General features: G+C 54.4%; 15 protein-coding genes and 1 tRNA gene. 6 read left to right on the top strand and 10 right to left on the bottom strand.

Features of this window, described 5'->3' with window-relative positions; translation table 11 throughout:
* The first annotated feature begins 199 nt into the window (after window positions 1-199).
* Window positions 200-1,747 (top strand): methyl-accepting chemotaxis protein, encoded by a 1,548-nt coding sequence (locus AM410_RS10950; protein WP_014171604.1) that lies wholly within the window; start codon window positions 200-202, stop codon window positions 1,745-1,747.
* A gap of 80 nt (window positions 1,748-1,827) precedes the next feature.
* Here AM410_RS10950 and AM410_RS10955 read toward each other — a convergent pair whose 3' ends face one another.
* Window positions 1,828-2,160 carry a glycine zipper domain-containing protein gene (locus AM410_RS10955; protein ID WP_020883667.1) on the bottom strand — a complete coding sequence of 111 codons (333 nt, stop codon included), beginning with the start codon at window positions 2,158-2,160 and terminating at the stop codon, window positions 1,828-1,830.
* A 160-nt stretch (window positions 2,161-2,320) separates the two neighbouring features.
* The gene (yghU, locus tag AM410_RS10960; RefSeq protein WP_020883668.1) at window positions 2,321-3,190 is read right to left on the bottom strand and encodes a glutathione-dependent disulfide-bond oxidoreductase; all 870 of its coding nucleotides are present in this window, start codon (window positions 3,188-3,190) and stop codon (window positions 2,321-2,323) included.
* 213 nt (window positions 3,191-3,403) lie between these two features.
* Between yghU and gss the strand changes: the two genes are divergently transcribed.
* Complete coding sequence (gss, locus tag AM410_RS10965; protein ID WP_025203162.1) at window positions 3,404-5,266, top strand: bifunctional glutathionylspermidine amidase/synthase; 1,863 nt, start codon at window positions 3,404-3,406, stop codon at window positions 5,264-5,266.
* A 65-nt stretch (window positions 5,267-5,331) separates the two neighbouring features.
* On the opposite strand, the gene pgaD is transcribed toward gss, so the two are convergent.
* From pgaD to pgaA, 4 genes are read right to left on the bottom strand one after another with little or no spacing between them, the layout of a single operon-like run.
* Window positions 5,332-5,763: a poly-beta-1,6-N-acetyl-D-glucosamine biosynthesis protein PgaD gene (gene pgaD, locus AM410_RS10970; RefSeq protein WP_073396393.1), complete on the bottom strand. Its 432-nt coding sequence runs from the start codon at window positions 5,761-5,763 to the stop codon at window positions 5,332-5,334.
* On the bottom strand, window positions 5,760-7,091 hold the full coding sequence (gene pgaC, locus AM410_RS10975) for a poly-beta-1,6-N-acetyl-D-glucosamine synthase (RefSeq protein ID WP_032678962.1): 1,332 nt from the start codon (window positions 7,089-7,091) through the stop codon (window positions 5,760-5,762). Before pgaC ends, pgaD begins: the two co-directional genes overlap by 4 nt.
* Window positions 7,084-9,087 (bottom strand): poly-beta-1,6-N-acetyl-D-glucosamine N-deacetylase PgaB, encoded by a 2,004-nt coding sequence (gene pgaB / locus AM410_RS10980; protein WP_073396395.1) that lies wholly within the window; start codon window positions 9,085-9,087, stop codon window positions 7,084-7,086. Before pgaB ends, pgaC begins: the two co-directional genes overlap by 8 nt.
* An 8-nt stretch (window positions 9,088-9,095) precedes the next feature.
* Window positions 9,096-11,534 carry a poly-beta-1,6 N-acetyl-D-glucosamine export porin PgaA gene (gene pgaA, locus AM410_RS10985; protein WP_083599661.1) on the bottom strand — a complete coding sequence of 813 codons (2,439 nt, stop codon included), beginning with the start codon at window positions 11,532-11,534 and terminating at the stop codon, window positions 9,096-9,098.
* Between the two features lie 671 nt (window positions 11,535-12,205).
* Between pgaA and AM410_RS10990 the strand changes: the two genes are divergently transcribed.
* Both AM410_RS10990 and AM410_RS10995 read left to right on the top strand, forming a co-directional pair.
* Window positions 12,206-12,733 carry a helix-turn-helix transcriptional regulator gene (locus AM410_RS10990; protein ID WP_044857798.1) on the top strand — a complete coding sequence of 176 codons (528 nt, stop codon included), beginning with the start codon at window positions 12,206-12,208 and terminating at the stop codon, window positions 12,731-12,733.
* Between the two features lie 456 nt (window positions 12,734-13,189).
* Window positions 13,190-13,495 carry a DUF7716 domain-containing protein gene (locus tag AM410_RS10995; protein ID WP_106503483.1) on the top strand — a complete coding sequence of 102 codons (306 nt, stop codon included), beginning with the start codon at window positions 13,190-13,192 and terminating at the stop codon, window positions 13,493-13,495.
* A 361-nt stretch (window positions 13,496-13,856) separates the two neighbouring features.
* On the opposite strand, the gene AM410_RS11000 is transcribed toward AM410_RS10995, so the two are convergent.
* Window positions 13,857-13,932, bottom strand: a tRNA-Phe gene (locus tag AM410_RS11000).
* 95 nt (window positions 13,933-14,027) lie between these two features.
* Complete coding sequence (locus AM410_RS11005; RefSeq protein ID WP_014171594.1) at window positions 14,028-14,741, bottom strand: DUF554 domain-containing protein; 714 nt, start codon at window positions 14,739-14,741, stop codon at window positions 14,028-14,030.
* A gap of 255 nt (window positions 14,742-14,996) precedes the next feature.
* On the opposite strand from AM410_RS11005, the gene AM410_RS11010 reads away from it, so the two are divergent.
* Window positions 14,997-17,132: an ornithine decarboxylase gene (locus AM410_RS11010; protein ID WP_025203245.1), complete on the top strand. Its 2,136-nt coding sequence runs from the start codon at window positions 14,997-14,999 to the stop codon at window positions 17,130-17,132.
* A gap of 50 nt (window positions 17,133-17,182) precedes the next feature.
* Here AM410_RS11010 and AM410_RS11015 read toward each other — a convergent pair whose 3' ends face one another.
* Window positions 17,183-17,875, bottom strand: a complete 693-nt coding sequence (locus AM410_RS11015) for a response regulator (RefSeq protein ID WP_014171591.1) — start codon at window positions 17,873-17,875, stop codon at window positions 17,183-17,185.
* Window positions 17,865-19,490, bottom strand: a complete 1,626-nt coding sequence (locus AM410_RS11020; protein WP_025203246.1) for an ATP-binding protein — start codon at window positions 19,488-19,490, stop codon at window positions 17,865-17,867. The genes AM410_RS11015 and AM410_RS11020 overlap by 11 nt, the downstream gene beginning before the upstream one ends.
* 345 nt (window positions 19,491-19,835) lie before the next feature.
* Between AM410_RS11020 and AM410_RS11025 the strand changes: the two genes are divergently transcribed.
* Window positions 19,836-21,197, top strand: a complete 1,362-nt coding sequence (locus AM410_RS11025) for a 2-hydroxycarboxylate transporter family protein (RefSeq protein WP_014171589.1) — start codon at window positions 19,836-19,838, stop codon at window positions 21,195-21,197.
* Window positions 21,198-21,208: the final 11 nt, after the last annotated feature.

A 21,208-nucleotide genomic window follows, 5' to 3' on the forward strand; every position in this document is an offset into this window, starting at 1 on the left:
TATCCACTGACAAAGTAAAACACATTCTTAGCAGGGTAATTTTCCCCTTCGAAAATGTCTCTTTTTTCTGAATGAACGCAGGGGCAGTAAAAATTTTAATAAAAATAATGCGTGAAAGGTGATGAATTTGCTCATTCCTGCCGATAACGAGGGTAAGACTCGCCTCTGGGCGAATTCACCCTCACGGCAAGGAAGACTTATGAATATGTTGCGTAATTTCACGATCCGTTTCGTCATGCTGACGATTCTCGGGATCTTTTGTTTAATGTGGGCGGGCGTGGGGCTTTACAGCACCTGGTCTCTGTCACGGGTATCAGAGGGCAATGAGGTGGATCGCCAGCTGGTCAAACAGATGACCATACTCAGTCAGGGTAACGATCAGTATTTTCGCTTTGTGACCCGGTTGAGTCGCGCGATGGAAGTGAAAGCCGCGGGTGGCACACCGGACCTGGCCCCTGCCCAGCAGGCGCTGGACAATATGGGGAAGAAACTGGCTGAGATGAAGGCAATCTCACCAGGACCGATGGATGAGCAAGTTTCAGCTCAGGTGATCGGTAGCTGGCAGGCTTTGCTTGAGCAGGGCGTAACGCCGCAAATGCAGCAGGCGAAGCAGTCCTCTCTGGAGGGCTACCGTCAGCAGGCGAATAACATCACCCCTCCGCTGAGTCGTGCGTTTGGTGCTGCTGCGGAGAACTTTAACAACGCGGCTGCCCGGGCACTCGACAGCACCCGAGTCGTCGTAGACAGCCTGACCAGTATGACCCGCACGGTGATTATCACCGCCACGATTATTGGCCTGTTAATACTGCTCTTCACCGACCGTTACCTGATGGCGATGCTGGTAAAACCGCTGGCTCGCATTCGCCAGCAGTTCCGCCAGATTGCCCAGGGCGATCTCAGTCAGCCGATTGAACCGTTCGGTCGCAACTGCGTGGGGCAACTGGTTCCCCTGCTGAGCGCGATGCAGGATAGCCTGCGAGAAGCGGTGAGCTCTATTCGATCCGGCAGCGAGAATATCTGGCGCGGCGCGACGGAGATCTCCAGCGGTAATAACGATCTCTCGTCTCGTACCGAAGAGCAGGCCGCCGCATTGGAAGAGACGGCGGCCAGCATGGAACAGCTGACCGCCACCGTGAAGCTGAATGCGGAAAGCGCGCGTCAGGCCAGCCAGCTGGCGGATGTGGCGTCAACAACGGCCAGCCGCGGCGGCTCGCTGGTGGAAGAGGTGGTGACCACCATGAGCGGTATTTCTGAGAGCTCGAAGAAGATTGCTGAAATCACCAATGTGATCAACAGCATTGCCTTCCAGACCAATATCCTGGCGCTCAACGCTGCCGTGGAAGCGGCGCGCGCGGGCGAGCAGGGACGTGGGTTTGCCGTCGTGGCCGGCGAGGTGCGTAACCTGGCAAGCCGCAGCGCCAACGCGGCAAAAGAAATTGAGGGATTGATTACCGATTCCGTTTCCCGCGTTGAGCAGGGCGCAAAGCTGGTGGGCGACACGGGCACCACCATGGATGCCATTTTGCGTGATGTGACGGAAGTGACGACCATCATGAAGCAAATCGCGTCTGCGTCTGAGGAGCAAAGTAAGGGGATTTCGCAGGTGGGTATTGCTATCACGCAAATGGATGGCGTGACACAGCAAAACGCCTCGCTTGTGGAAGAGGTCTCGGCAGCGGCCTCCGCGCTTGAACGTCAGACCGAAGAGCTTCAGCGGTCGGTGCAGAAATTCCGCCTCTCGGCATAAACACTGCTAAAAGGCCGCCGTGTGCGGCCTTTTTTTTGGTTAAACGCAGGCGAGCCAAACGGAGCGCCGCCCGCCGCTTATCAGTGGGTGGCTTCACCAATCAGTGCGCCAGAGCCGGCACCGACGGCGGCCCCTTTCAGTACGCTGTTGCCTGTTACCGCTGCAGCACCTGCGCCCACCACGGCACCCACCGCGCCGCCTTTACGCGCAGCTTTACCTTTGTCGCCGTTTTTGAACATCGCACCGGTACCCGCGCCAACGACCGCACCGCCTACCGTGGATTTCAAATCTTTGCCCGTGGCTGCGCCAATTGCCGCACCGGCCACTGCACCGGCGGCGGTTTTATCTATCGCCATACCAGAAGTGGAAAAGATCAGGGTGCTGATAATCAGCGCTGTTTTCATCAATTTCATAACAAATCCTTTGTGACTGCTGTCGGTTGAGTCCGCTTTTCTCGTCATCTGACCTGAGAAAAACGTCCGCATAGTGCCAGTAATACCGGCTCAACCCTTAAGCAAATCATGCCCCTGGCAGGGATCCCTGTTGCCGGGCGGTGGTCCGCCCGGCAGAGAATTACGCCTGACGCTTGTCTTCCGTATTGGTCTCGAAGTCGCTCGCCGCGTGGCGTTCGTGGAGCTGCTCGTTGAGCTCGCCGCTGGTGCGGTTAACGATACGCCCGCGCTTCACGGCAGGGCGGTGTGCCACATCTTTCGCCCAGCGCTGAACGTTGGTGTACTTCTCAGCGTCGAGGAACTCGGCGGCGTTATACACGCTACCCAGCGCCACGCAGCCGAACCACGGCCAGACCGCCATATCGGCGATGGTGTACTCTTCACCGGCCACGTAGCGGCTACGCGCCAGCTGTTTATCCAGCACGTCGAACAGGCGTTTGGCTTCCATCGTGAAGCGGTCAATCGCGTACTCAATCTTCACCGGTGCGTAGTTATAGAAGTGGCCGAAACCGCCGCCGAGGAACGGGGCCGCGCCCTGCAGCCAGAACAGCCAGTTCAGGGTTTCCGTACGTCCCGCCGGATCTTTTGGTAGGAAATGGCCGAACTTCTCTGCCAGATAGAGCAGGATGCTGCCGGATTCAAATACGCGCGTGGGCGGTGTCGTGGAGTGGTCACGCAGCGCCGGAATTTTCGAGTTCGGGTTCACTTCAACAAAGCCGCTGGAGAACTGGTCGCCTTCACCAATGCGAATCAACCATGCATCGTACTCGGCACCCGTCACGCCAAGCGCCAGAAGCTCTTCCAGCATGATGGTCACTTTCTGCCCGTTTGGTGTGCCCAGAGAATAGAGCTGCAGCGGATGCGAGCCCACGGGTAACTCTTTCTCATGCGTCGCACCGGAGATAGGACGGTTAATATTGGCGAACGCGCCGCCACCGTTCTTTTTCCATTCCCACACTTTGGGTGGCTGATAGGTATTTTCGTCTGACATGTTGGCCTGCCTTTTTTGTGATGTGTTGAGGGAGTGTAGCAGGAGTTCATGGGAGGGTTTAGCGAACTGAGCGCAATACATTTCCCCTTCGCGCCACACTACACAGACAGCGGAACGGGTGTATGATAAATCACACCTCTGTCAGGTTAATTACAACGTGCAGACGACGACAACCCTTTCAACATTGCCGCCTGCCCGTCTTAGGTTGGATACATGCGTAAAGGAAAGTTAAGCAGTGACGCGCCATTCGGGACGTTATTAGGTTATGCGCCGGGTGGCGTGGCGATTTACTCTTCAAACTACGGCAGTCTCGATCCGCGTCGTTATCCGGAAGACGCGGATTTTCGCAGCTATATTGGCAATGAATACATGGGCCACAAGTGGCAATGTGTTGAGTTTGCCCGCCGTTTTCTGTTTCTCAATTATGGATGTGTTTTCACCGACGTCGGTATGGCGTGGGAGATCTTCTCTCTGCGCTTTTTGCGCCAGGTCGTGAACGATAACATCCTGCCGCTTCAGGCCTTTGCCAATGGGTCGAAACGCGCGCCGCAGGCCGGGGCGTTGCTTATCTGGCAAAAGGGTGGGGAGTTTCATGAGACCGGCCACGTTGCCGTGATCGCGCAACTGTTGGACGATAAGGTGCGCATTGCCGAGCAGAACGTTATTCACTCCCCGCTCCCGCTCGGGCAGCAGTGGACGCGCGAGCTGCGAATGACCGTTGAGAACGGTACTTACACGCTGCATGACACCTTTAACGATACCGAAATTCTCGGCTGGATGATCCAGACGGACGACACGGAGCACAGCATCCCGCAGCCGGAACTCGACGGTGAACTGCTCAAAATCAGCGGTGCGCGGCTGAAGAATAAACGTCAGTTTGACGGGAAATGGCTCAACGAAAACGACGCCCTGCAGCAGGCATATGTCCGCGCAAACGGCCACTTTATCAATAAAGATCCCTGCCAGTATTTTACCATCACCGAAAGTGCCGAGCAGGAGCTGATCAAAGCGACCAATGAACTGCACCTGATGTACCTGCACGCGACCGACAAAGTGCTGAAGGACGATAACTTACTGGCGCTTTTTGACATCCCTAAAATCCTCTGGCCGCGTCTGCGCCTCTCATGGCAGTGGCGTCGTCACCATATGATCACCGGTCGTATGGATTTCTGTATGGATGAGCGTGGCATCAAGGTTTACGAGTACAACGCCGATTCCGCCTCCTGCCACACGGAAGGGGGATTAATCCTCGAAGAGTGGGTGAAGAACGGTTACCGCGGTAACGGCCACAATCCGGCGGAAGGTTTGCTGGAAGAACTTACCGGCGCGTGGAAGCACAGCCATGCGCGTCCGTTCGTGCACATCATGCAGGACAATGACGTCGAAGAGGATTATCACGCGCTCTTTATTCAGCGCTCTCTGCTGCAGGCCGGGTTTGAAACCAAAATTCTGCATGGGCTTAACGCTCTCAGCTGGGATGCAGCCGGGCAACTGATTGACGATGAAGGCCGTCACGTTAACTGCGTGTGGAAAACCTGGGCGTGGGAGACGGCGATAGAGCAGATCCGCGAGGTGAGCGAAACCGAATATGCCGCCGTGCCGATCCGCACCGGGCATCCGGCAGGTGACGTACGGCTGATTGACGTCCTGCTGCGTCCGGAAGTGCTGGTGTTCGAACCGCTGTGGACGGTTATTCCCGGCAACAAGGCGATCCTCCCGGTGCTCTGGCAGCTGTTCCCGAATCACCGTTATCTGCTCGATACCGATTTCGAGGTTAACGACCTGCTGAAACAGACCGGTTACGCCATCAAACCGATTGCCGGACGCTGCGGCAGCAATATCGATCTGATTAGCGCCGGGGATGAAGTGCTGGACAAGTCGAGCGGCAAGTTTGTCGATCGCAAAAATATCTACCAGCAGCTGTGGTGCCTGCCGAAGGTGGATGGCAAGCATATCCAGGTCTGTACGTTTACCGTGGGCGGTAACTACGGTGGCACCTGCCTGCGCGGGGATGATTCGCTGGTGGTGAAGAAAGAGAGCGACATCGAACCGTTGATTGTGGTGAAAGACAAGTAAGCTGTTCCGGCTGTCAACACACACCCGCAAGTGTTCCTTGCGGGTGTTTTTCGTTTTCTGGCGGCTCAGTGATGCTCGTCGTGCTGCTGACTTATCTTCAGGTCAATGATGCGGCCGATCTGGTCATGATAGACCGTCAGCAAATTGTACTGACTCATCTCTGAAATGATTTGCGGGGGGACGTTAAAGCTTCTCGCCAGCTCATCGTGACGCCAGGCATCGGGACGCCGCCGCCTTACCTGAGCGCGACGGCGATTGTACTGATACCACAGAATGAGCAACCAGCCGTTAAGCGCGGCGATCAGCAAATAGATCAGCACCGTATTAAACGAGGCAATAATAATGCCCCAGCGGTAGTTGCTCTCCTCGGTTACCTGCATCCACAGATTGGCATAGAGGAAAAACAGAAAACCTCCCCATGCCAGCAGCGTCAGCACCGCATCAAAAAGACGGGGCAATAGCCGATGTTCAGTCAGAATTAGCGTATTTTCGTTCATTGAATGCTTCCTTTTCCCCGGTCCGGACTGATCCAGCGCGCACGTGCACGCTGACGTTTAAGCATGACTTTTGGAAAGGCGACGAGGGTGGTGAACAGACCAATCATCCAGTACACCATCGGGAACCAGATCACCCAGAAAAGCGAACTCGCCACGTTTCTTTCATAGCGCCGCTCGATATACAAACTGACGAGGAATTGCATCAGACACATGACCCCCAGAAGCAACCCGGTAAATTCAGGAGGAAACAGACTCTCGACGGTCAGGTTTGTGGGTAACGTAATGATATGGCTGACAATGAACAGCAACACGGTCACCGCATAGGCGAATGCCCAGAGCGTTGACAACGCGTACTCTAAAAACAGCGGCCACATGCGATGATGTTCCCAGCGCACGATCTTGCGAAGGTTAACCAGAAAGACCTCTGCACCGCCCTGCGCCCAGCGTAAACGCTGTTTCCACAGACCTTTTAACGTCTCTGGCATCAGGATCCAGCACAGCGCCCGCGGCTCAAAAAAGATATCCCAGTGTCGAAGCTGAAGCTTCCAGCTGATGTCGATATCTTCGGTGATCATATCCGGGCTCCAGTACCCCACATCTGCCAGCGCCTGTCGGCGAAAGGCCGCAATAACCCCGGAGACGGTAAAGACCCTGCCGTAGATCCGCTGCGTCCGTTTGATGAGACCAATAATCGATGAGAACTCGCCTACCTGAATACGGCCAATCAGCGTTGATCGTGTGCGAATACGCGGATTCCCGGTGACGGCCCCGACGTGGGGATACTTAATCAGCGGCTCTACCAGATAGGCTGCGGTATCACGATCGAGCAGGGCGTCGCCATCAATACAGACCAGCAGATCGCCGCGCGCCGCCGCCGCACCGGCCTTAAGCGCCACCGCTTTACCCTGGTTTTCTGCGAGGTGAATGACGCGCAGGCGCGGCTGTTCCTGCGCCAGCTGCTGCAGCACCTCTGCGGTGTTGTCGGAAGAACCATCGTTGATCGCGATAACTTCGATATGGGGGTAGCGCTGATCCAGCGCGGCGCTAATGGTCTCCCGGGCATTTCTTTCCTCGTTGAAACACGGGATCAGGATTGAAATTAACGGATCGCCGTCTAACGTGGGAGCGGGCGTCTGCTTATCCCATGACCAGTGCCGTTCAAGCTGAAACCAGAAATAGAGCCCCCCGGTTATCCAGAGCACGGACATGAACAGTGGCCAGAAGAAGACAAAATCCAGAATCAGTTCTCCGGTAAAGAGGGCAGCCACGCCCAGAGGCAACCCGAATACCAGGCATAAAATAGAGAATGCGATAATGCGATCAGTCATTGTCAGGGTACCAGTACGAAGAGAATTCAGGCCTGATGCGTGAAATATCAGGTTGGTTGTTGATGAAATCGTCGGGGTAGTAACCATAATTTTTGATGCCGTTCAGCTGGAGAACGCGCATCCACTGCGCCAGACGCGTGTCGGGCACGGCACGTTGAGGTTTCTGCTCCCAGTCCCGGGCCTGTAGCTCGAAAATGGTTTTATTGAGTGCACCGGGCCGTGCGGCAACGGCGGCGATCAACCGCGTGAGCCAGGCATCGCTTTCCTCGGCCGGAACGGATTCCATCAGCGGCATAGCCATCGGAACCGTCCAGTCGTAGGTCATCAGAAAATCATCCAGATTTTGTGCAAACCACGCTTCGCTCTCGGGCTGCAGGATGGGCAGGGCGAACATATTCCGCGCAGTTTTAATCTGCGGGCCGCGTATGTTTTTCACCGCCTGGCTAAGGCTGCGGGTAAAGCCGATGAGCGTCTGACTTTTAAAGCGACTCCAGGCATGAAGGGCGGCCGGATCGTGTTGCATCGCGGCGATGCTGCGGTTATTCCAGGCGCGTAGGGCATCCGGGCCGGCATCTTCAAAGTCTGTCAGCACCGCATCGTCGTGAAATAAGATCCCATTGAAGCTGGCGTAGCGGGCAAGATCTTCATAGATTTCCGTGACCTGCTGACGAACCTCGGGGTTCCACGGGGAGAGGCGGATGTAGGGGTCGGTAGCCTCGTGCAATTGGCCCGTTTGACGATCCCAGCGCTGTACCCGCGGGAGTGCGGGTGAGAGATCGAAAGAGAGCACCGGCATCCACGCATAGACTTTTACGCCTGCGCGAGTTTGCAGCTGCCAGGCGACAAAATTAAACAGATCGGCGCGCACCGGAAGCCGGCTGTTAGGGAAGTAGAGCGCTTTGATCGTGCCATCGCCCAGCGGATCGGAAAACGCCTGCAGGAAAACATGACTGATTTTCATGTCGTAAACCCGCTGGACAAGTTTGTTGATGTTGTTGGTTTGCTGGGCCGGATCGGGATCGTAGACATAATCGAGATCGACATGCATGACGCGCACGGGATCGGCCTCCTGAATCTGGCTGACCGTGCTGGCAAAGGATTTGAGCGAGGGATTTCCGGAAATCAAAAGACGCGGAATATTGCCGAGATCGCGCACATCCGCCAGCCCGTCTTCAAGGGTAAAGGCCAGTTGATAACCCTGCTTTCTGGCGATGGCGAGCGATGTGCCGTTCGCGGCGCCATAGGGCCAGACCCAGGCGCGGGGCGCTTTTCCCGTCACCCGGGTAATTTTATCGGTAACTTTGCGCACGTCATCAGCGATCCGCTGGTTGAACTGCCGATCGGTTTCATAACGCCCCGTCGCTTTATCGTAAAAGCGGTTGGCGATGGCGGGTTCACGGCTTCCCTGTGGGTTAGCCGGTATGCCGTAATGCGAAGCCCAGGTATGCGAGCCAATCTCAACCAGCGGAGACTGGCTTAGCTCCCGCACCATATCCCAGGTTGCAAAGCGCTCGCGGGGCGTCATCAGTCCGCCGAAATTGACCTTCTGATTCGCTGGCGTATCTACCCAACTGCCCACCGGTGCCCACAGCGCAGGGACGTTCCAGGCCTGAAGGAGTGGCCAGACGCGGGTGTAGAAACTGCTGTAGCCATCATCAAAACTGAGTAAATAGGCTCTGGGCGGCAGCGTTTTTTTGCCCTCATGCGCATCCAGAATATCCTGCACGCTAATGGCGTGATAACCGTGATGCACAAGCCAGCCGATCTGCTCGTTTAGGGCGCTGGTACGAACGGACAGGTAGCGCTGATCGGCTGCATCATCTTCAACGTCATGGTAGGCCAGAACCAGAAAATGGTTTGTTGGCCAGGGTTTACTCGCCTCAGGCTGTGGCCGTTCCTGGGGGGACATAAACGAGAGGGCCTGAGCGCAGACGCTCGCGCTGAGGCATAACCAGCCGATAATTATCAGGCTCACAGAAAAACGTTTGTTCAGCATATTCATCCTTAAAAGCGTAAATTCGCATCAAACGTGACGGAGAGATTGCTTTCTCGTTTACCGTCGAAAGGGCGCTTGTCCCAGTTCAGCATCACGCCGCTATCAATGACGTTGTTCCATTGAATGCGCTGCCCGTAACCCAGCAGGGCGATGGCACCAGCGGGCTGATTTTTCTGCCAGTATTCCCCGCCTCCGAGAACGACCTGCTGGCTCCAGAGCGTGTCGTAATGGCGGTACATCTGGTGATCGACGGACAGGGCCGCCGTTACGGAGAGATCCCGCTCCGGGTTGTAATAGAGCGTGTCCCGCAGGGTGTTGGTACTCGCTGATATACCCGGTTCGAGATCCAGCGTCAGGGTGGGTGTCTGCCACAGCCGCTCTTTACCCGTAAGGGCGAACTCCTGGCGGCGGTTATGGTCGGAAAAGTGGCTGGCAGAGGCGTTAAACTGGTACTCACGGCGTTCGTTTTGATACCAGCGAACCCAGCCTTCTCCCCGGTTTGCGCTGACGCCATTACGCAGTGCCCGTAAAGGCGTCGTGCGTGAAAGACGTTCGAGGTTTCCGCCCACCTGCCAGCTATCGTTCAGGCTGTACGCCGCCGAGAGGCGAGCACCGGGCTTGTTTGCACCGTGATAATGGTTGCCGGAGAGTTCTGCTTCGACCAGAAGGTCGCGAGGCCGCCATTCGACGCCGGCAAACAGGTGGCGGCTGCTGCCTTTGCCTTCGTCGAAATTGCCCTGCGCAAATCGGGTTCCACCAAACAGCCGCCAGTTATCCGCGACGGGCGGACCGTAGAGCGTGGCATCCCAGCTCAGATCGTGTGTGCCGCTGACGGGGTTATCAGAGTGCAGTCCTTTGCCCGCGTTCAGACGCAGTTCGGACAGGTGATGGACGTTTCTGAGCCTGTCCAGACGTCGGGCGCTCCCGTCGACAGGCGCGCGGGCGATAACGTCATCGGCCAGTAAATCCATCTGTCGCCACTCCTGCAGATCCATTGCGACGTAGGCCTGCTGCCGTTCCAGCTCGATATTGGATGGCTCCAGCGTCTCGGCCATTTTGAGCTTTTGCTCCGCCGCCCGCGGCAGACCCCGCGCCTGAAGTAAGGTGGCGTAGTCAATCTGTAATCCCTGATTTCCCGGCGCTGACGCAGCCAGACGTTGCGCCAGCTTTTCGGCTTGCGGAAGGGCATTGGTCATCAGCAAATAGTTAAAGGTGAGCGACTGCCCGATGAGCCATTGATCGTTGGGTTGCGGGGTTGGCGAACCGAAATCGTAGCGGGTCCAGGGCGTGTTACGGGTTATCTTCTCAACATACTGGCGAGCGGCCTGATACTGCCCGGTATCCAGCCAGGCGTAGAAGAGCGCATGATCGTCGTCCTGCGGATCCGGCGCATAGTCTGGATAACGTTTGAGAAGCGAGAGGGCGGCATCGGCATTTTTCTCCTCCAGATACGCGGAGATAACCCAGCCAATTGCCCAGGTCGGCACGGGATGCTGAGCCGACGTTAACGCCTGATATTCCCTGATGACCTGTGGATAATCACCGTGGGCGTGAAGCGCGCCAAGCCGATCGACACGGGCCCGGATAACGTCCTCCGCTGCCTGAGGTTCGTTTTGCCAGCGGGACAGCAGCTCGTCATAGCGGTTCAGCGCCGCTTGCGCGAGCTGCAAACGCTCTGTTTCAGTACGGGCAGGCACATCGGCGAGGCGTACCATTTCGGCGGCGGCGTTGAGTGCCAGGCGGCGACGTTGCGCGGGGGGCAGCGTCACCGTTTGTGAAAGCCGCAGGGCAGGCGTGTCGGCCCGGTTGTCTGTTAACGCATCAATCAACTCAGTACGAAGGGCGTCATCCGCTGGCGCACTATTCAACGCACGGATGTCTGCCAAAAGCCGCTCCTGGTTTTTCCCCAGGCGTGAATAGACATAAGAGAGCGTCTGGAGGTGAGCCAGAGAGGGCTTTTCCGCCACCCGTTGCCGGGCTTCCTGCAGAGCCAGTGTATCCATGCGGGCGTCGGCGAGGGTTTTGATGTAGCCGATGCGATAATCGTCGTTATCCGGTGCAAGGTTACACGCCTCCTTCCAGAGCATTAACGCAGGTTGCCACGCCTTTTGGTTTCGCCTTGCCTGAGCAGCAGCAGCCACGCCACGGGCAGGAAGAGGCATATAGACCTTATAACGCAGCCAGACCTGAATAACGTCGTCATCACGACCCGCCCAGGACGCCACCTGCAACCAGTCCGCAACCTGCTCAGGCGTCAGGGCATGTTGCTGCTGATAACGCTGAAGATATTGCAGAAAAGGTGCGTAATTACCGTTACGCGCCTGCTGAATCTGTTGTTCATATACTGATTCTGCTGCCTGAACCAGAAAGGGGAAAAGTAATAACAGAAACAATAAAGCGGGAGTGCGGTAAAAGAATAACGTATTGAAGCGAAGTGATCTTTCCATATCTATTTGCCATTTGTTTATCATAAATCCATTGCATAACACGGCCGCCTTTAAGCACGGGGTTAAAGGCCATAAATGAGAACGTTTAATCTGAATGCAGTTACGTTATGGGGTACTTACTTAAAGGTAATTATGGGTCCTTATGGTCAGGGCTAAGTGGCTGGTAATGTACACCCGATATGTTGGCAGATAAATATGTTGAAAAGCAGGGTGGTTGTTTTGAGATAATTCTGTAATGAGCTGTCCTAAACGATTATTTTGAAATGAGTTTATATTTGTAGCTTTATGATTTTATTGGTTTTTATTTATATTGTGACAAATTTGTTTATATTTTTAATGTGCCTTATTGGTGTGAATTAAAGTACTTTCCGGTGCATGTTTGGGAAGTTTCATGACAAAAATTCTTAATATCCATAAAAGTGACTTTTCTGAGATTGTTTTTTACTTATAATTAATGGCAGCCATTGAATGATAGTCTATGGGAAGGCGTATCAATGAATGTGCGAATTGAGGGTCAATCAAAGCCAGAATACATTTATCGTTAATATAAAAGCGCTATAAAACGAAGGCGGACTTCTTTCCGAAGGGTCGTTCTTGCTTTAATCTAAAAGGGATGGTTAGTGGCAACTTCAATAGTGTTAGTGACACAGGATCGCTACCTTGTCAGGGGGATGAGGATATTTTTTCCGGATATAATCCTGCTGGACTCCATTGACAGAAAGATATTTGATAACGGCGCAGATGAATATTCTGTATTGATTGATAGCCGTGCACCGCTGCGTTTATATGATTACCTGATACGCCATCCGGCCAGAACGAAAAAAACAATCTGCTGCGTTATGCTCGATATGCGGCATCGCGAGGAGAATCTGCTCAGCATGAAGTTGTTCATGAACACGTCGCTCACGGCACCCGATATGGCGTCGTTATTCAACCTGGTGCTCAACATGAAGGGCAAACGTCTGACAACAAAGTGGCTGCTGAACTTACGGCTGAGCACGCATGAAGCCATTATGCTGCGGTTGCTCAGGGCTGGCATGGCGATGGAAGAGGTGGCACAGGAACTGAATACGTCGATTAAAAGCCTCTACCGCAAACGGACCGCGCTCTCAGAACGGCTGGGGGCAGAGAACTTCAACGAGGCTTGTTTGTTTATCTTTAAAAATAAACTGCTGGATTCGGATGGGAACGATCCCTAGCTTTGCTTTACCCCAAAAGCAAAAACCCGCCACGAGGGTGCGCTACATTATAACTTGTTCCGTTAGTTTGAACCGGAGGTGGGGGCGTTCCATCTCGCAGAATTCAATTAGGTCACGTGGAAGGTTGAACCAGGCTTAAGGTGTACTATGTGTTCCATGAACATACTTTGGACTCTTCAGAGCATACAAGCATTTGAAAGTGGACTCTGATTTTGAACGAGTGTGACAAGGCAAATACCCCGGTGTAGCGAAGCAAGTTCGATCGCTAAGATATCGTAAATTCAAATGGTTATCGCCTAAACGGAGGGCGTGGCATCATGGTGACACCCCTCGGCACTGTAGTTAGCAAATTTTAATGATCATAAAAGCTACCATAAAATTTACCATCCTGATGGAACTGGTGGTCGTAATAAATGGGGTGGCGGGACGTCCTGCAGAAAATAGTGGAGGTTTAAAATGATTGTCATTAATGGTTTTAATGAATTGCTACAAATGAAAGATGGTTTGCCTGATGTAGGTTGGCTGTATGTTTCGCCATCGTTCAGCCTTTCTTCAGAAGAAGATATAGTCAATGGTCGTTATTATATTGCTGAAAACGAAGACGAAGAAATGGATTTTGAAGATAACTACGGCACTTTCCTTGAAGCGCCAATCTTTAAGGCGATCATTGACAATAAGCTAGAGCATAATCCTGCCTCAGGGAGTGGTGAGCTTCTCTACGCGGTTCGTTATTACCTGGAAAACGATGATTTTCAGGACTGAAAACCGAAAACCTCTTTAATCGTATAAAGACTTCTTTGCAGGCTTGCTAAGCCCGTCGTAGCACCCCGTGTGGATTCTATCTATGCGGGAGTGCTTGTCATAGAAATCAGCACGTTGCTGACGGTGTTCCCTCGGTTGATGCTGGCACGGTACCTTGTACCGATTCTTACCTTCCCCTGAGGAACTGCATGGCGGATATACTAAGCGCCGTTTCGGTATTTGGTGGGTTTTGTCATAACGCCCATTTTGTACCATCGGGAAGTGGAGTTGGGGGAGAGGTAAGGGTGTTTACTTCTGGTGAACCAACAAGTTGTTGGCTCAGAAAGCAAAAACCCCCGCCGAAGCGAGGGTTATAAATGAGTGGTGCCCGGACTCGGAATCGAACCAAGGACACGGGGATTTTCAATCCCCTGCTCTACCGACTGAGCTATCCGGGCAACGGGGCGCATTAAACCTGATATGCCCTCTGCCGTCAACGAAATTTGTTGTTTTCGTAACGGACTGCACACTCTCTCACCAGTTCGCCGTAATCTTAAGCAAAAAAGTGCGTCCAGAGCGCGGATAGCGGCATTGCAATCAACAGCGCGGGCAGCATATTCACCACCGCAAACATCTTAATTCCGCATATCCGCAGCCCTGTCGCCAGCAGCAGCAGGCCACCGACGGCGGTGAAGTCGGCCATCATCGCCGGCGTGGTGAGCGGAAGGATCAGTGTGGCGCAGGTAGCGAGAGCCAGCTGGATAAGCAGCATGGGCACGCAAATCGCGGCGACGGCGATGCCAAGGGTCGTGGCGAAAATGGTGGCCGTGAAGAAATCAAGAAACGCCTTCGCAATCAATATGCTGGGGTCGCCAGTCATGCCTTCCTGCATTGAACCGAAAATGCCTGTGCCGCTGGCGCAAAAAAGAATAATTATCGCGACGTAGTTCTGAATAAACGACTCGTGAGTGCCGTTTTTCGCCTTGCCCGGGTGGGCAATCAGGTTTTTGGCTTTGCTGACCGCACTGTTAATACCCTTTTCCAGATAGCAGAACTCGCCAATGAGCGCGCCGAGCAGGGTAGCAAGCACCATCACCGGCAGATTGGCGCACTTGATCACCAGCAAAATGCCGATACCTAACGAGGCCAGGCCGAATATTGAGGGCATGGAAGAGCGAATACGCTCCGGCAACCGCTGACTTAATACGGCGCCAAGTACGCCGCCCAGCAATACGGCACCGGCATTGATAAAGGGTCCGATAACCACCGTGAACTCCTGTTAGCTAATCATGGGTATTGCAGGATTATGACACGCCAGGGGCCTGTTAAGCTTAGGTTTAGGCGGGTTAACACATACTGATTGCTTCTTGCACCTCAAAATAAAAGGTGACATGATTGCGCGAAATTTCTCCTTCCTGTGTACGGAGCCGCCAATGATGATGTTGTCTGTCGCTGCGCGAACGCTCACCCGTATCGATATTATCTACTCCTGTCTCACCGTTCGGTGAGGGTAACTGCACTTATGAAAACCATGAAAATCGCCGTCAGCCGCGAGCTGGTCTCTACTGTGTCTACGCACCGCGAAAAGGTGACGCTGGATAACACTGATTTTACGGATGTGGCGGCAGTCGTCATTACCCCCGCGGAAAGTTGCAGCGGCATTCTGGCATTGCTTAAACGCACGGGCTTTCAGCTTCCGGTGTTTATTTACTCGCAAGAGCCGTCAGACGTTCCTGATGGCGCAACGGCAGTGATATCAGGTAAAGCTCAGGAGTTTCTGGAACTGGAGACGGCGGCCAGCCGGTATGAAGAGAATCTGTTGCCGCCATTTTTTGACACCCTGAGCCAGTACGTGGCGATGGGCAACAGTACGTTTGCCTGTCCGGGACACCAGCACGGTGCATTTTTTAAAAAACACCCTGCGGGACGGCAGTTCTATGAATTCTTCGGTGAGAACGTATTTCGCGCCGATATGTGCAATGCCGATGTGAAACTGGGCGATCTGCTGATCCACGAAGGCTCCGCCAAGCATGCCCAGAAGTTCGCAGCAAAAGTCTTTAATGCTGATAAAACCTACTTTGTGCTGAACGGCACTTCCGCTGCAAATAAGGTGGTCACCAATGCGCTGCTGACCCGCGGCGACCTGGTGCTGTTCGATCGCAACAACCATAAGTCCAACCACCACGGTGCGCTGATCCAGGCGGGTGCCACGCCGGTTTATCTTGAAGCGGCGCGTAACCCGTTTGGTTTTATTGGCGGGATTGACGCGCAGTGCTTTGACGACGCGTACCTGCGAAATCAGATCCGTGAAGTTGCGCCGGAAAAGGCCATGGAGAAACGCCCGTTTCGTCTGGCGATCATTCAGCTTGGTACCTACGATGGCACGATCTACAACGCCCGTCAGGTGATCGACAAGATCGGCCATCTTTGTGACTACATCCTGTTTGATTCGGCCTGGGTGGGCTACGAGCAGTTTATTCCGATGATGGCGGAAACCTCTCCGCTGTTACTGGATCTGAACGAGAACGATCCGGGCATTTTCGTGACGCAGTCGGTGCATAAACAGCAGGCCGGGTTCTCGCAGACTTCGCAGATCCATAAAAAGGATAATCACATTCGCGGCCAGGCACGTTTCTGTCCGCACAAGCGCCTCAACAATGCGTTCATGCTCCATGCCTCGACCAGTCCGTTCTATCCGCTGTTCGCAGCTCTTGATGTGAACGCGAAAATCCATGAAGGGGAGAGCGGGCGCCGGCTTTGGGCGGAGTGTGTTGAGCTGGGCATTGAGGCCCGCAAGGCGATCATTGCCAACTGCCATATGATCAAACCGTTTATTCCGCCGATGGTGGCCGGGCGTCCGTGGCAGGATCATCCCACTCACGCCATCGCCAGCGAGCGCCGCTTCTTCAGCTTTGAGCCGGGGGCTAAATGGCACGGGTTTGAAGGCTATGCCAGCGAGCAGTATTTCGTCGATCCGTGCAAGCTGCTGCTGACCACGCCGGGTATTGATGCGGAAACCGGGGAATATACCGAGTTCGGCATTCCGGCGACCATTCTTGCGCACTACCTGCGTGAAAACGGTATTGTGCCGGAGAAGTGCGATCTCAACTCGATCCTCTTCCTGCTGACGCCTGCCGAAAGCAGTGAGAAGCTGGCGCAGTTGGTGGCGATGCTGGGTCAGTTTGAACAGCATATTGAAGACGATACGCCGCTTGCTGACGTCCTGCCGACCATCTACCAGAAATACCCGGTACGGTATCGCGATTACACCCTTCGCCAGCTCTGCCAGGAGATGCACGATCTCTACGTGAGCTTTGACGTGAAAGATCTGCAGAAGGCAATGTTCCGTAAAGAGAGTCTGCCAGAACGGGCGATGAATCCGCAGGATGCGAATCAGGCGTATATTCGCGGGAAGGTGGAGTTGGTGCGCATCCGTGATGCCGGCGGACGCATTGCCGCCGAGGGCGCGCTGCCGTATCCCCCTGGCGTACTGTGCGTGGTGCCGGGTGAAATCTGGGGTGGGGCGGTACAGCGTTACTTCCTGGCGCTGGAGGAGGGCATCAACCTGCTGCCTGGCTTCTCGCCGGAACTGCAGGGCGTTTACAGCGAAAAGGATCCCGACGGGATTAAACGACTGTACGGGTATGTTTTGTCATAGTCGCCGTCATCCGTAATCCCGGCCCTCTCCCCTTAAGAGAGGGTCAGGGCTCACACCGCACTTCTTTTATACATCCTGCGTGGATGCCCAATCTTCCCGTACAACATCTCTACGCTCAGAAACCCCGCCTCCACGCAGTGCTCCAGATAGCGTCGGGTGGTGGTTTTACTTAATCCTGTCTCCTGCACGACCTCGTCGACGGAAAAACAGTGTGTCGCCTTGTCGTTAAACAACGCCTGCACCCGTGCCAGCGTATTCTCCTCAATACCTTTGCTGCCGTTATCCAGACGGTAGTTTTTCGCCTGCAGCTGGTAGAGCGAGTCGACGTTCTGCTGGTCGACAATCTTCCAGACCCGCTGTTGTTCGGCAAACTGCACAAAGCGTTCAAGCGACTGGCTGAGGCGTTTCCAGGAGACCGGCTTCAGGATGTAATCAAAGGCGCCATTTCGGATGGCCTGGCTGCAGGTGTCCATGTCGCTGGCAGCAGTAATGAAAATCACCGAACAGTTGGCGCGGGTGAGCATGGGGTCATTGATCAGTGTGATCCCTTTACCGTCCGGCAGATAGTTATCCAGCAGCATAAGCTGCGGCTGTTTGCTTTCAAGCTGGACCTGGGCGGCAGCGAGAGACGAGGCGATCCCTACCAGCCTCAGGCGCGGATGTTTACCGATAAGTTCCGCGTGCAGTTGCGCCAGTTCGTTCTCGTCTTCAACAATCAATACGTCGATAAGTTCATGTTGCATAGTCGGTATCTTCCAGTTGCTGGGCGGGACGCCGGGCGGGAATAAACAGTGAGAAAATGGCGCCGCGCGGGGTGTTATCGGCAATTTCTATCGCGCCGCCAGCCTGCGTAACATAGCTTTCGATCAGATACAGGCCAATCCCGTGATCGCCGCGTGTTTTGGTGGTGATGCCGCGTTCAAATATCCTGTCACGGATCTCCGGTTTGATGCCAACGCCCTGGTCGGCCACTTCGATAATCAGCTCCTGCTCGCTCAGTTTGATCAGCACTTCGACCGGTGCATGGGGAAGCGGTGAGCGCTGCGTCGCTTCGATGGCGTTATCCAGCAGGTTGCCGATGATTGAGATCAGCTCTTCTTCAGCCAGCGACGGGAACGGCCTGTCCAGCCGGCAGGCCGGGTCAAAACTGAGCTCAACCCCTTTCTCCCGCGCGCGGGCGGCTTTACCCAGCAGCAGACCACACAGGGTCGGGGAGCTGAAGCGGGAAGAGATAAAGTCCAGCAGCTCCTGAGCGTGTTCCGACTGCGCCTGAATATAGCCAATCGCCTCTTCATAGCGGCCCATGTGCAGCAGGCCGGACAGAGTGGTCATGCGGTTCAACTGCTCATGACGCATGATGCGCAGGTTATCGACATAGCGTTTAACCTGGCTGAGCTGGGCGCTAAGCGAGTCAATTTCATTCCGATCGCGGAAGGTGATCACCCAGCCCTGCAGCGAATCCTCAAGCATGATGCGCACCCGGCTGGCAATCACCGTGAGGGTGTTAAAACGGCAAATTTCATCATGGGTATCTTTCGCCAGCATCGTCTGCGTCGAGAAGAACGGGACAGGGTCGATAACCTGGCTAATCAGTTGCCCGCGCAGTTCACGGGCTGGCTGGCTCAGGCCAAGCAGCTTGCGCGCCGCCTGGTTGATCACCTCAATGCGCAGCTCATCATCGATGGCGATCACCCCTTCATAGATAGACTCCATCATCGCCTTTTGCTGGCGCACCAGCAGGCCGATTTCCCGTGGCTCCAGGGAGAAGATCTGCTTTTTGATACTGCGGGTAAAGAACCAGGAGAAGATAAAGAGCGCAATCAACAGCAGCACGGCGGCCAGCAGGATATTGACCACTTTGCTGACGGTAATGGTATCAAGGTAGCTGGTGAGATAACCCACCGAGACAATCCCCACCACTTGCCCCGCATCGTTGAAGATGGGCGCTTTGCTGCGCAGCGAAATACCCAACCCCCCTTTGCGGATGGTGGTGGTGCTTTTTCCCTGCAGGACCTCCTCATTGTCTCCACCGATAAGCGTCTTGCCCACTCTGTCGGCAAAGACCGAATGAAAAAGATGCAGACCTTTATTATCCCCAATCACAATAAAGCTGGCATCACTGTGAGCGGCAATTTTCTGCATAAAATCATGGATGGCTTTGATATCTTTTTGTTCAACCTCATCACGTAATGAGGGAATAAGTGCGATCTCTTCCGCCTGTATTTTGGCACGTGCGCTCATTTCCTGATAAAGCTGCTTGCCGACATCGACGTAATAATATCCGCCCAGTAACGCAAAAAGTACTGAGAAAAAGGCGACCAGCGAAATAAACAGCTTAATCTGAAACGATACTTTCATAACTATCACGCGAGGTAGCAGCAAAGATTGCCAATATATCATCTTTTTTCGCGCGGATGCCCGGTTTGCCGAAAACTTGTGATCCCTTGCACAGCAGGCCCTGTAAAAGAATTTTCCGAATAGCCTATGCGCCTGAAGCCGTCTGGAGAAATGTTATTTGATTGTTCGTTTTAGAAAAGAAACCATAAAAACCACGGCAATAAATAAGGCGTAAATCACATTAAATAAAAGAAACCATTAAAACCATAGCTGCCATAAAAACTTCGCTTTTAATATGTCATCCCTCACATAAAGTAAGCCTTTGTGACTCTAAGCTGAACGCACAAAATAACTAAGGGGCTTATTATGAGCACAACTGACGATTCTTTCTCTGTTACCCACGACCCGATTGATATTCAGCGACCATCACTCAAAGAGCGCTGGTGGCATATTATGGATACGTGGAAAATCGGAATTATCCCTCTGCCACTGTTTGTCCTGGCCGGCGCGCTGATTGCCATTGATTGCCTCGGCGGCAAACTGCCCAGCGATATCGTGGTGATGGTCGCCACGCTCGCGTTCTTCGGTTTTGCCTGCGGTGAGTTTGGCAAGCGCCTGCCGATTGTCGGTAAACTCGGCGCGGCGGCGATTTGCGCCACCTTTATTCCTTCGGCACTGGTCTATTACGGTCTGCTGCCGGATGTGGTGGTGGAGTCCACCACGAAGTTCTACAAATCCACCAACATTCTGTATCTCTACATCTGCTGCATCATTGTCGGCAGCATCATGAGCATGAACCGCACCGTGCTGATTCAGGGCTTCCTGCGCATCTTCTTCCCGATGCTGTGCGGCGAAATTGTCGGCATGATTGTTGGCATGGGCGTAGGGATAGCGCTGGGCCTTGAGCCATTCCAGATCTTCTTCTTTATCATTCTGCCGATCATGGCGGGCGGTGTTGGGGAAGGGGCGATCCCGCTCTCCATCGGCTATGCCACCCTGCTGCATATGGACCAGGGCGTGGCGCTCGGTCGCGTTCTGCCTATGGTTATGCTCGGCGGCCTGACGGCAATCATCATCTCCGGCTGCCTCAATCAGCTCGGTAAACGTTACCCGCACCTGACCGGCGAAGGCCAGCTGATGCCTAACCGTGCGAATACCGATGAAACCACCGCACAGCCTGCGTTCTCCGGTAAAGCAGACGTCACCACGATCGCTTCTGGCGCACTGCTGGCCGTTCTGCTCTACATGCTGGGGATGCTCGGCCACAAGCTGATTGGCCTGCCCGCACCGGTTGGCATGCTGTTTATGGCGGTGCTGGTCAAGCTTTGCAATGGTGCTTCTCCGCGTCTGCTGGAAGGCTCTCAGGTGGTGTATAAATTCTTCCAGACGTCAGTAACTTACCCCATTCTCTTCGCCGTGGGCGTGGCCATTACCCCCTGGCATGAACTGGTCGCCGCATTCACGCTGACCAACCTGCTGGTGATTGTCAGCACCGTCTCCGCGCTGGTGGCGACCGGTTTCTTCGTTGGCAAAAAGATTGGCATGCACCCGATTGATGTCGCCATCGTCTCCTGCTGCCAGAGCGGTCAGGGCGGTACCGGTGACGTGGCGATTCTGACCGCAGGCAACCGTATGAGCCTGATGCCCTTCGCCCAGATTGCTACCCGTATCGGCGGCGCGATTAACGTCTCTATCTCTCTGCTGATACTGGGCAACTTCCTCGTTTAAGTTTTCAGGAA

The sequence above is a fragment of the Enterobacter cloacae complex sp. FDA-CDC-AR_0164 genome (genome assembly GCF_003071645.1).
GTDB lineage: Bacteria > Pseudomonadota > Gammaproteobacteria > Enterobacterales > Enterobacteriaceae > Enterobacter > Enterobacter ludwigii.

Bases quoted from the DNA above. Each gene is read 5' to 3' on its own strand.
- AM410_RS10950 (WP_014171604.1), top strand. From the start codon at position 200: ATGAATATGTTGCGTAATTTCACGATCCGTTTCGTCATGCTGACGATT.
- AM410_RS10955 (WP_020883667.1), bottom strand. From the start codon at position 2,160: ATGAAATTGATGAAAACAGCGCTGATTATCAGCACCCTGATCTTTTCC.
- yghU (WP_020883668.1), bottom strand. From the start codon at position 3,190: ATGTCAGACGAAAATACCTATCAGCCACCCAAAGTGTGGGAATGGAAA.
- gss (WP_025203162.1), top strand. From the start codon at position 3,404: ATGCGTAAAGGAAAGTTAAGCAGTGACGCGCCATTCGGGACGTTATTA.
- pgaD (WP_073396393.1), bottom strand. From the start codon at position 5,763: ATGAACGAAAATACGCTAATTCTGACTGAACATCGGCTATTGCCCCGT.
- pgaC (WP_032678962.1), bottom strand. From the start codon at position 7,091: ATGACTGATCGCATTATCGCATTCTCTATTTTATGCCTGGTATTCGGG.
- pgaB (WP_073396395.1), bottom strand. From the start codon at position 9,087: ATGCTGAACAAACGTTTTTCTGTGAGCCTGATAATTATCGGCTGGTTA.
- pgaA (WP_083599661.1), bottom strand. From the start codon at position 11,534: ATGGAAAGATCACTTCGCTTCAATACGTTATTCTTTTACCGCACTCCC.
- AM410_RS10990 (WP_044857798.1), top strand. From the start codon at position 12,206: ATGAGGATATTTTTTCCGGATATAATCCTGCTGGACTCCATTGACAGA.
- AM410_RS10995 (WP_106503483.1), top strand. From the start codon at position 13,190: ATGATTGTCATTAATGGTTTTAATGAATTGCTACAAATGAAAGATGGT.
- AM410_RS11010 (WP_025203245.1), top strand. From the start codon at position 14,997: ATGAAAACCATGAAAATCGCCGTCAGCCGCGAGCTGGTCTCTACTGTG.
- AM410_RS11015 (WP_014171591.1), bottom strand. From the start codon at position 17,875: ATGCAACATGAACTTATCGACGTATTGATTGTTGAAGACGAGAACGAA.
- AM410_RS11020 (WP_025203246.1), bottom strand. From the start codon at position 19,490: ATGAAAGTATCGTTTCAGATTAAGCTGTTTATTTCGCTGGTCGCCTTT.
- AM410_RS11025 (WP_014171589.1), top strand. From the start codon at position 19,836: ATGAGCACAACTGACGATTCTTTCTCTGTTACCCACGACCCGATTGAT.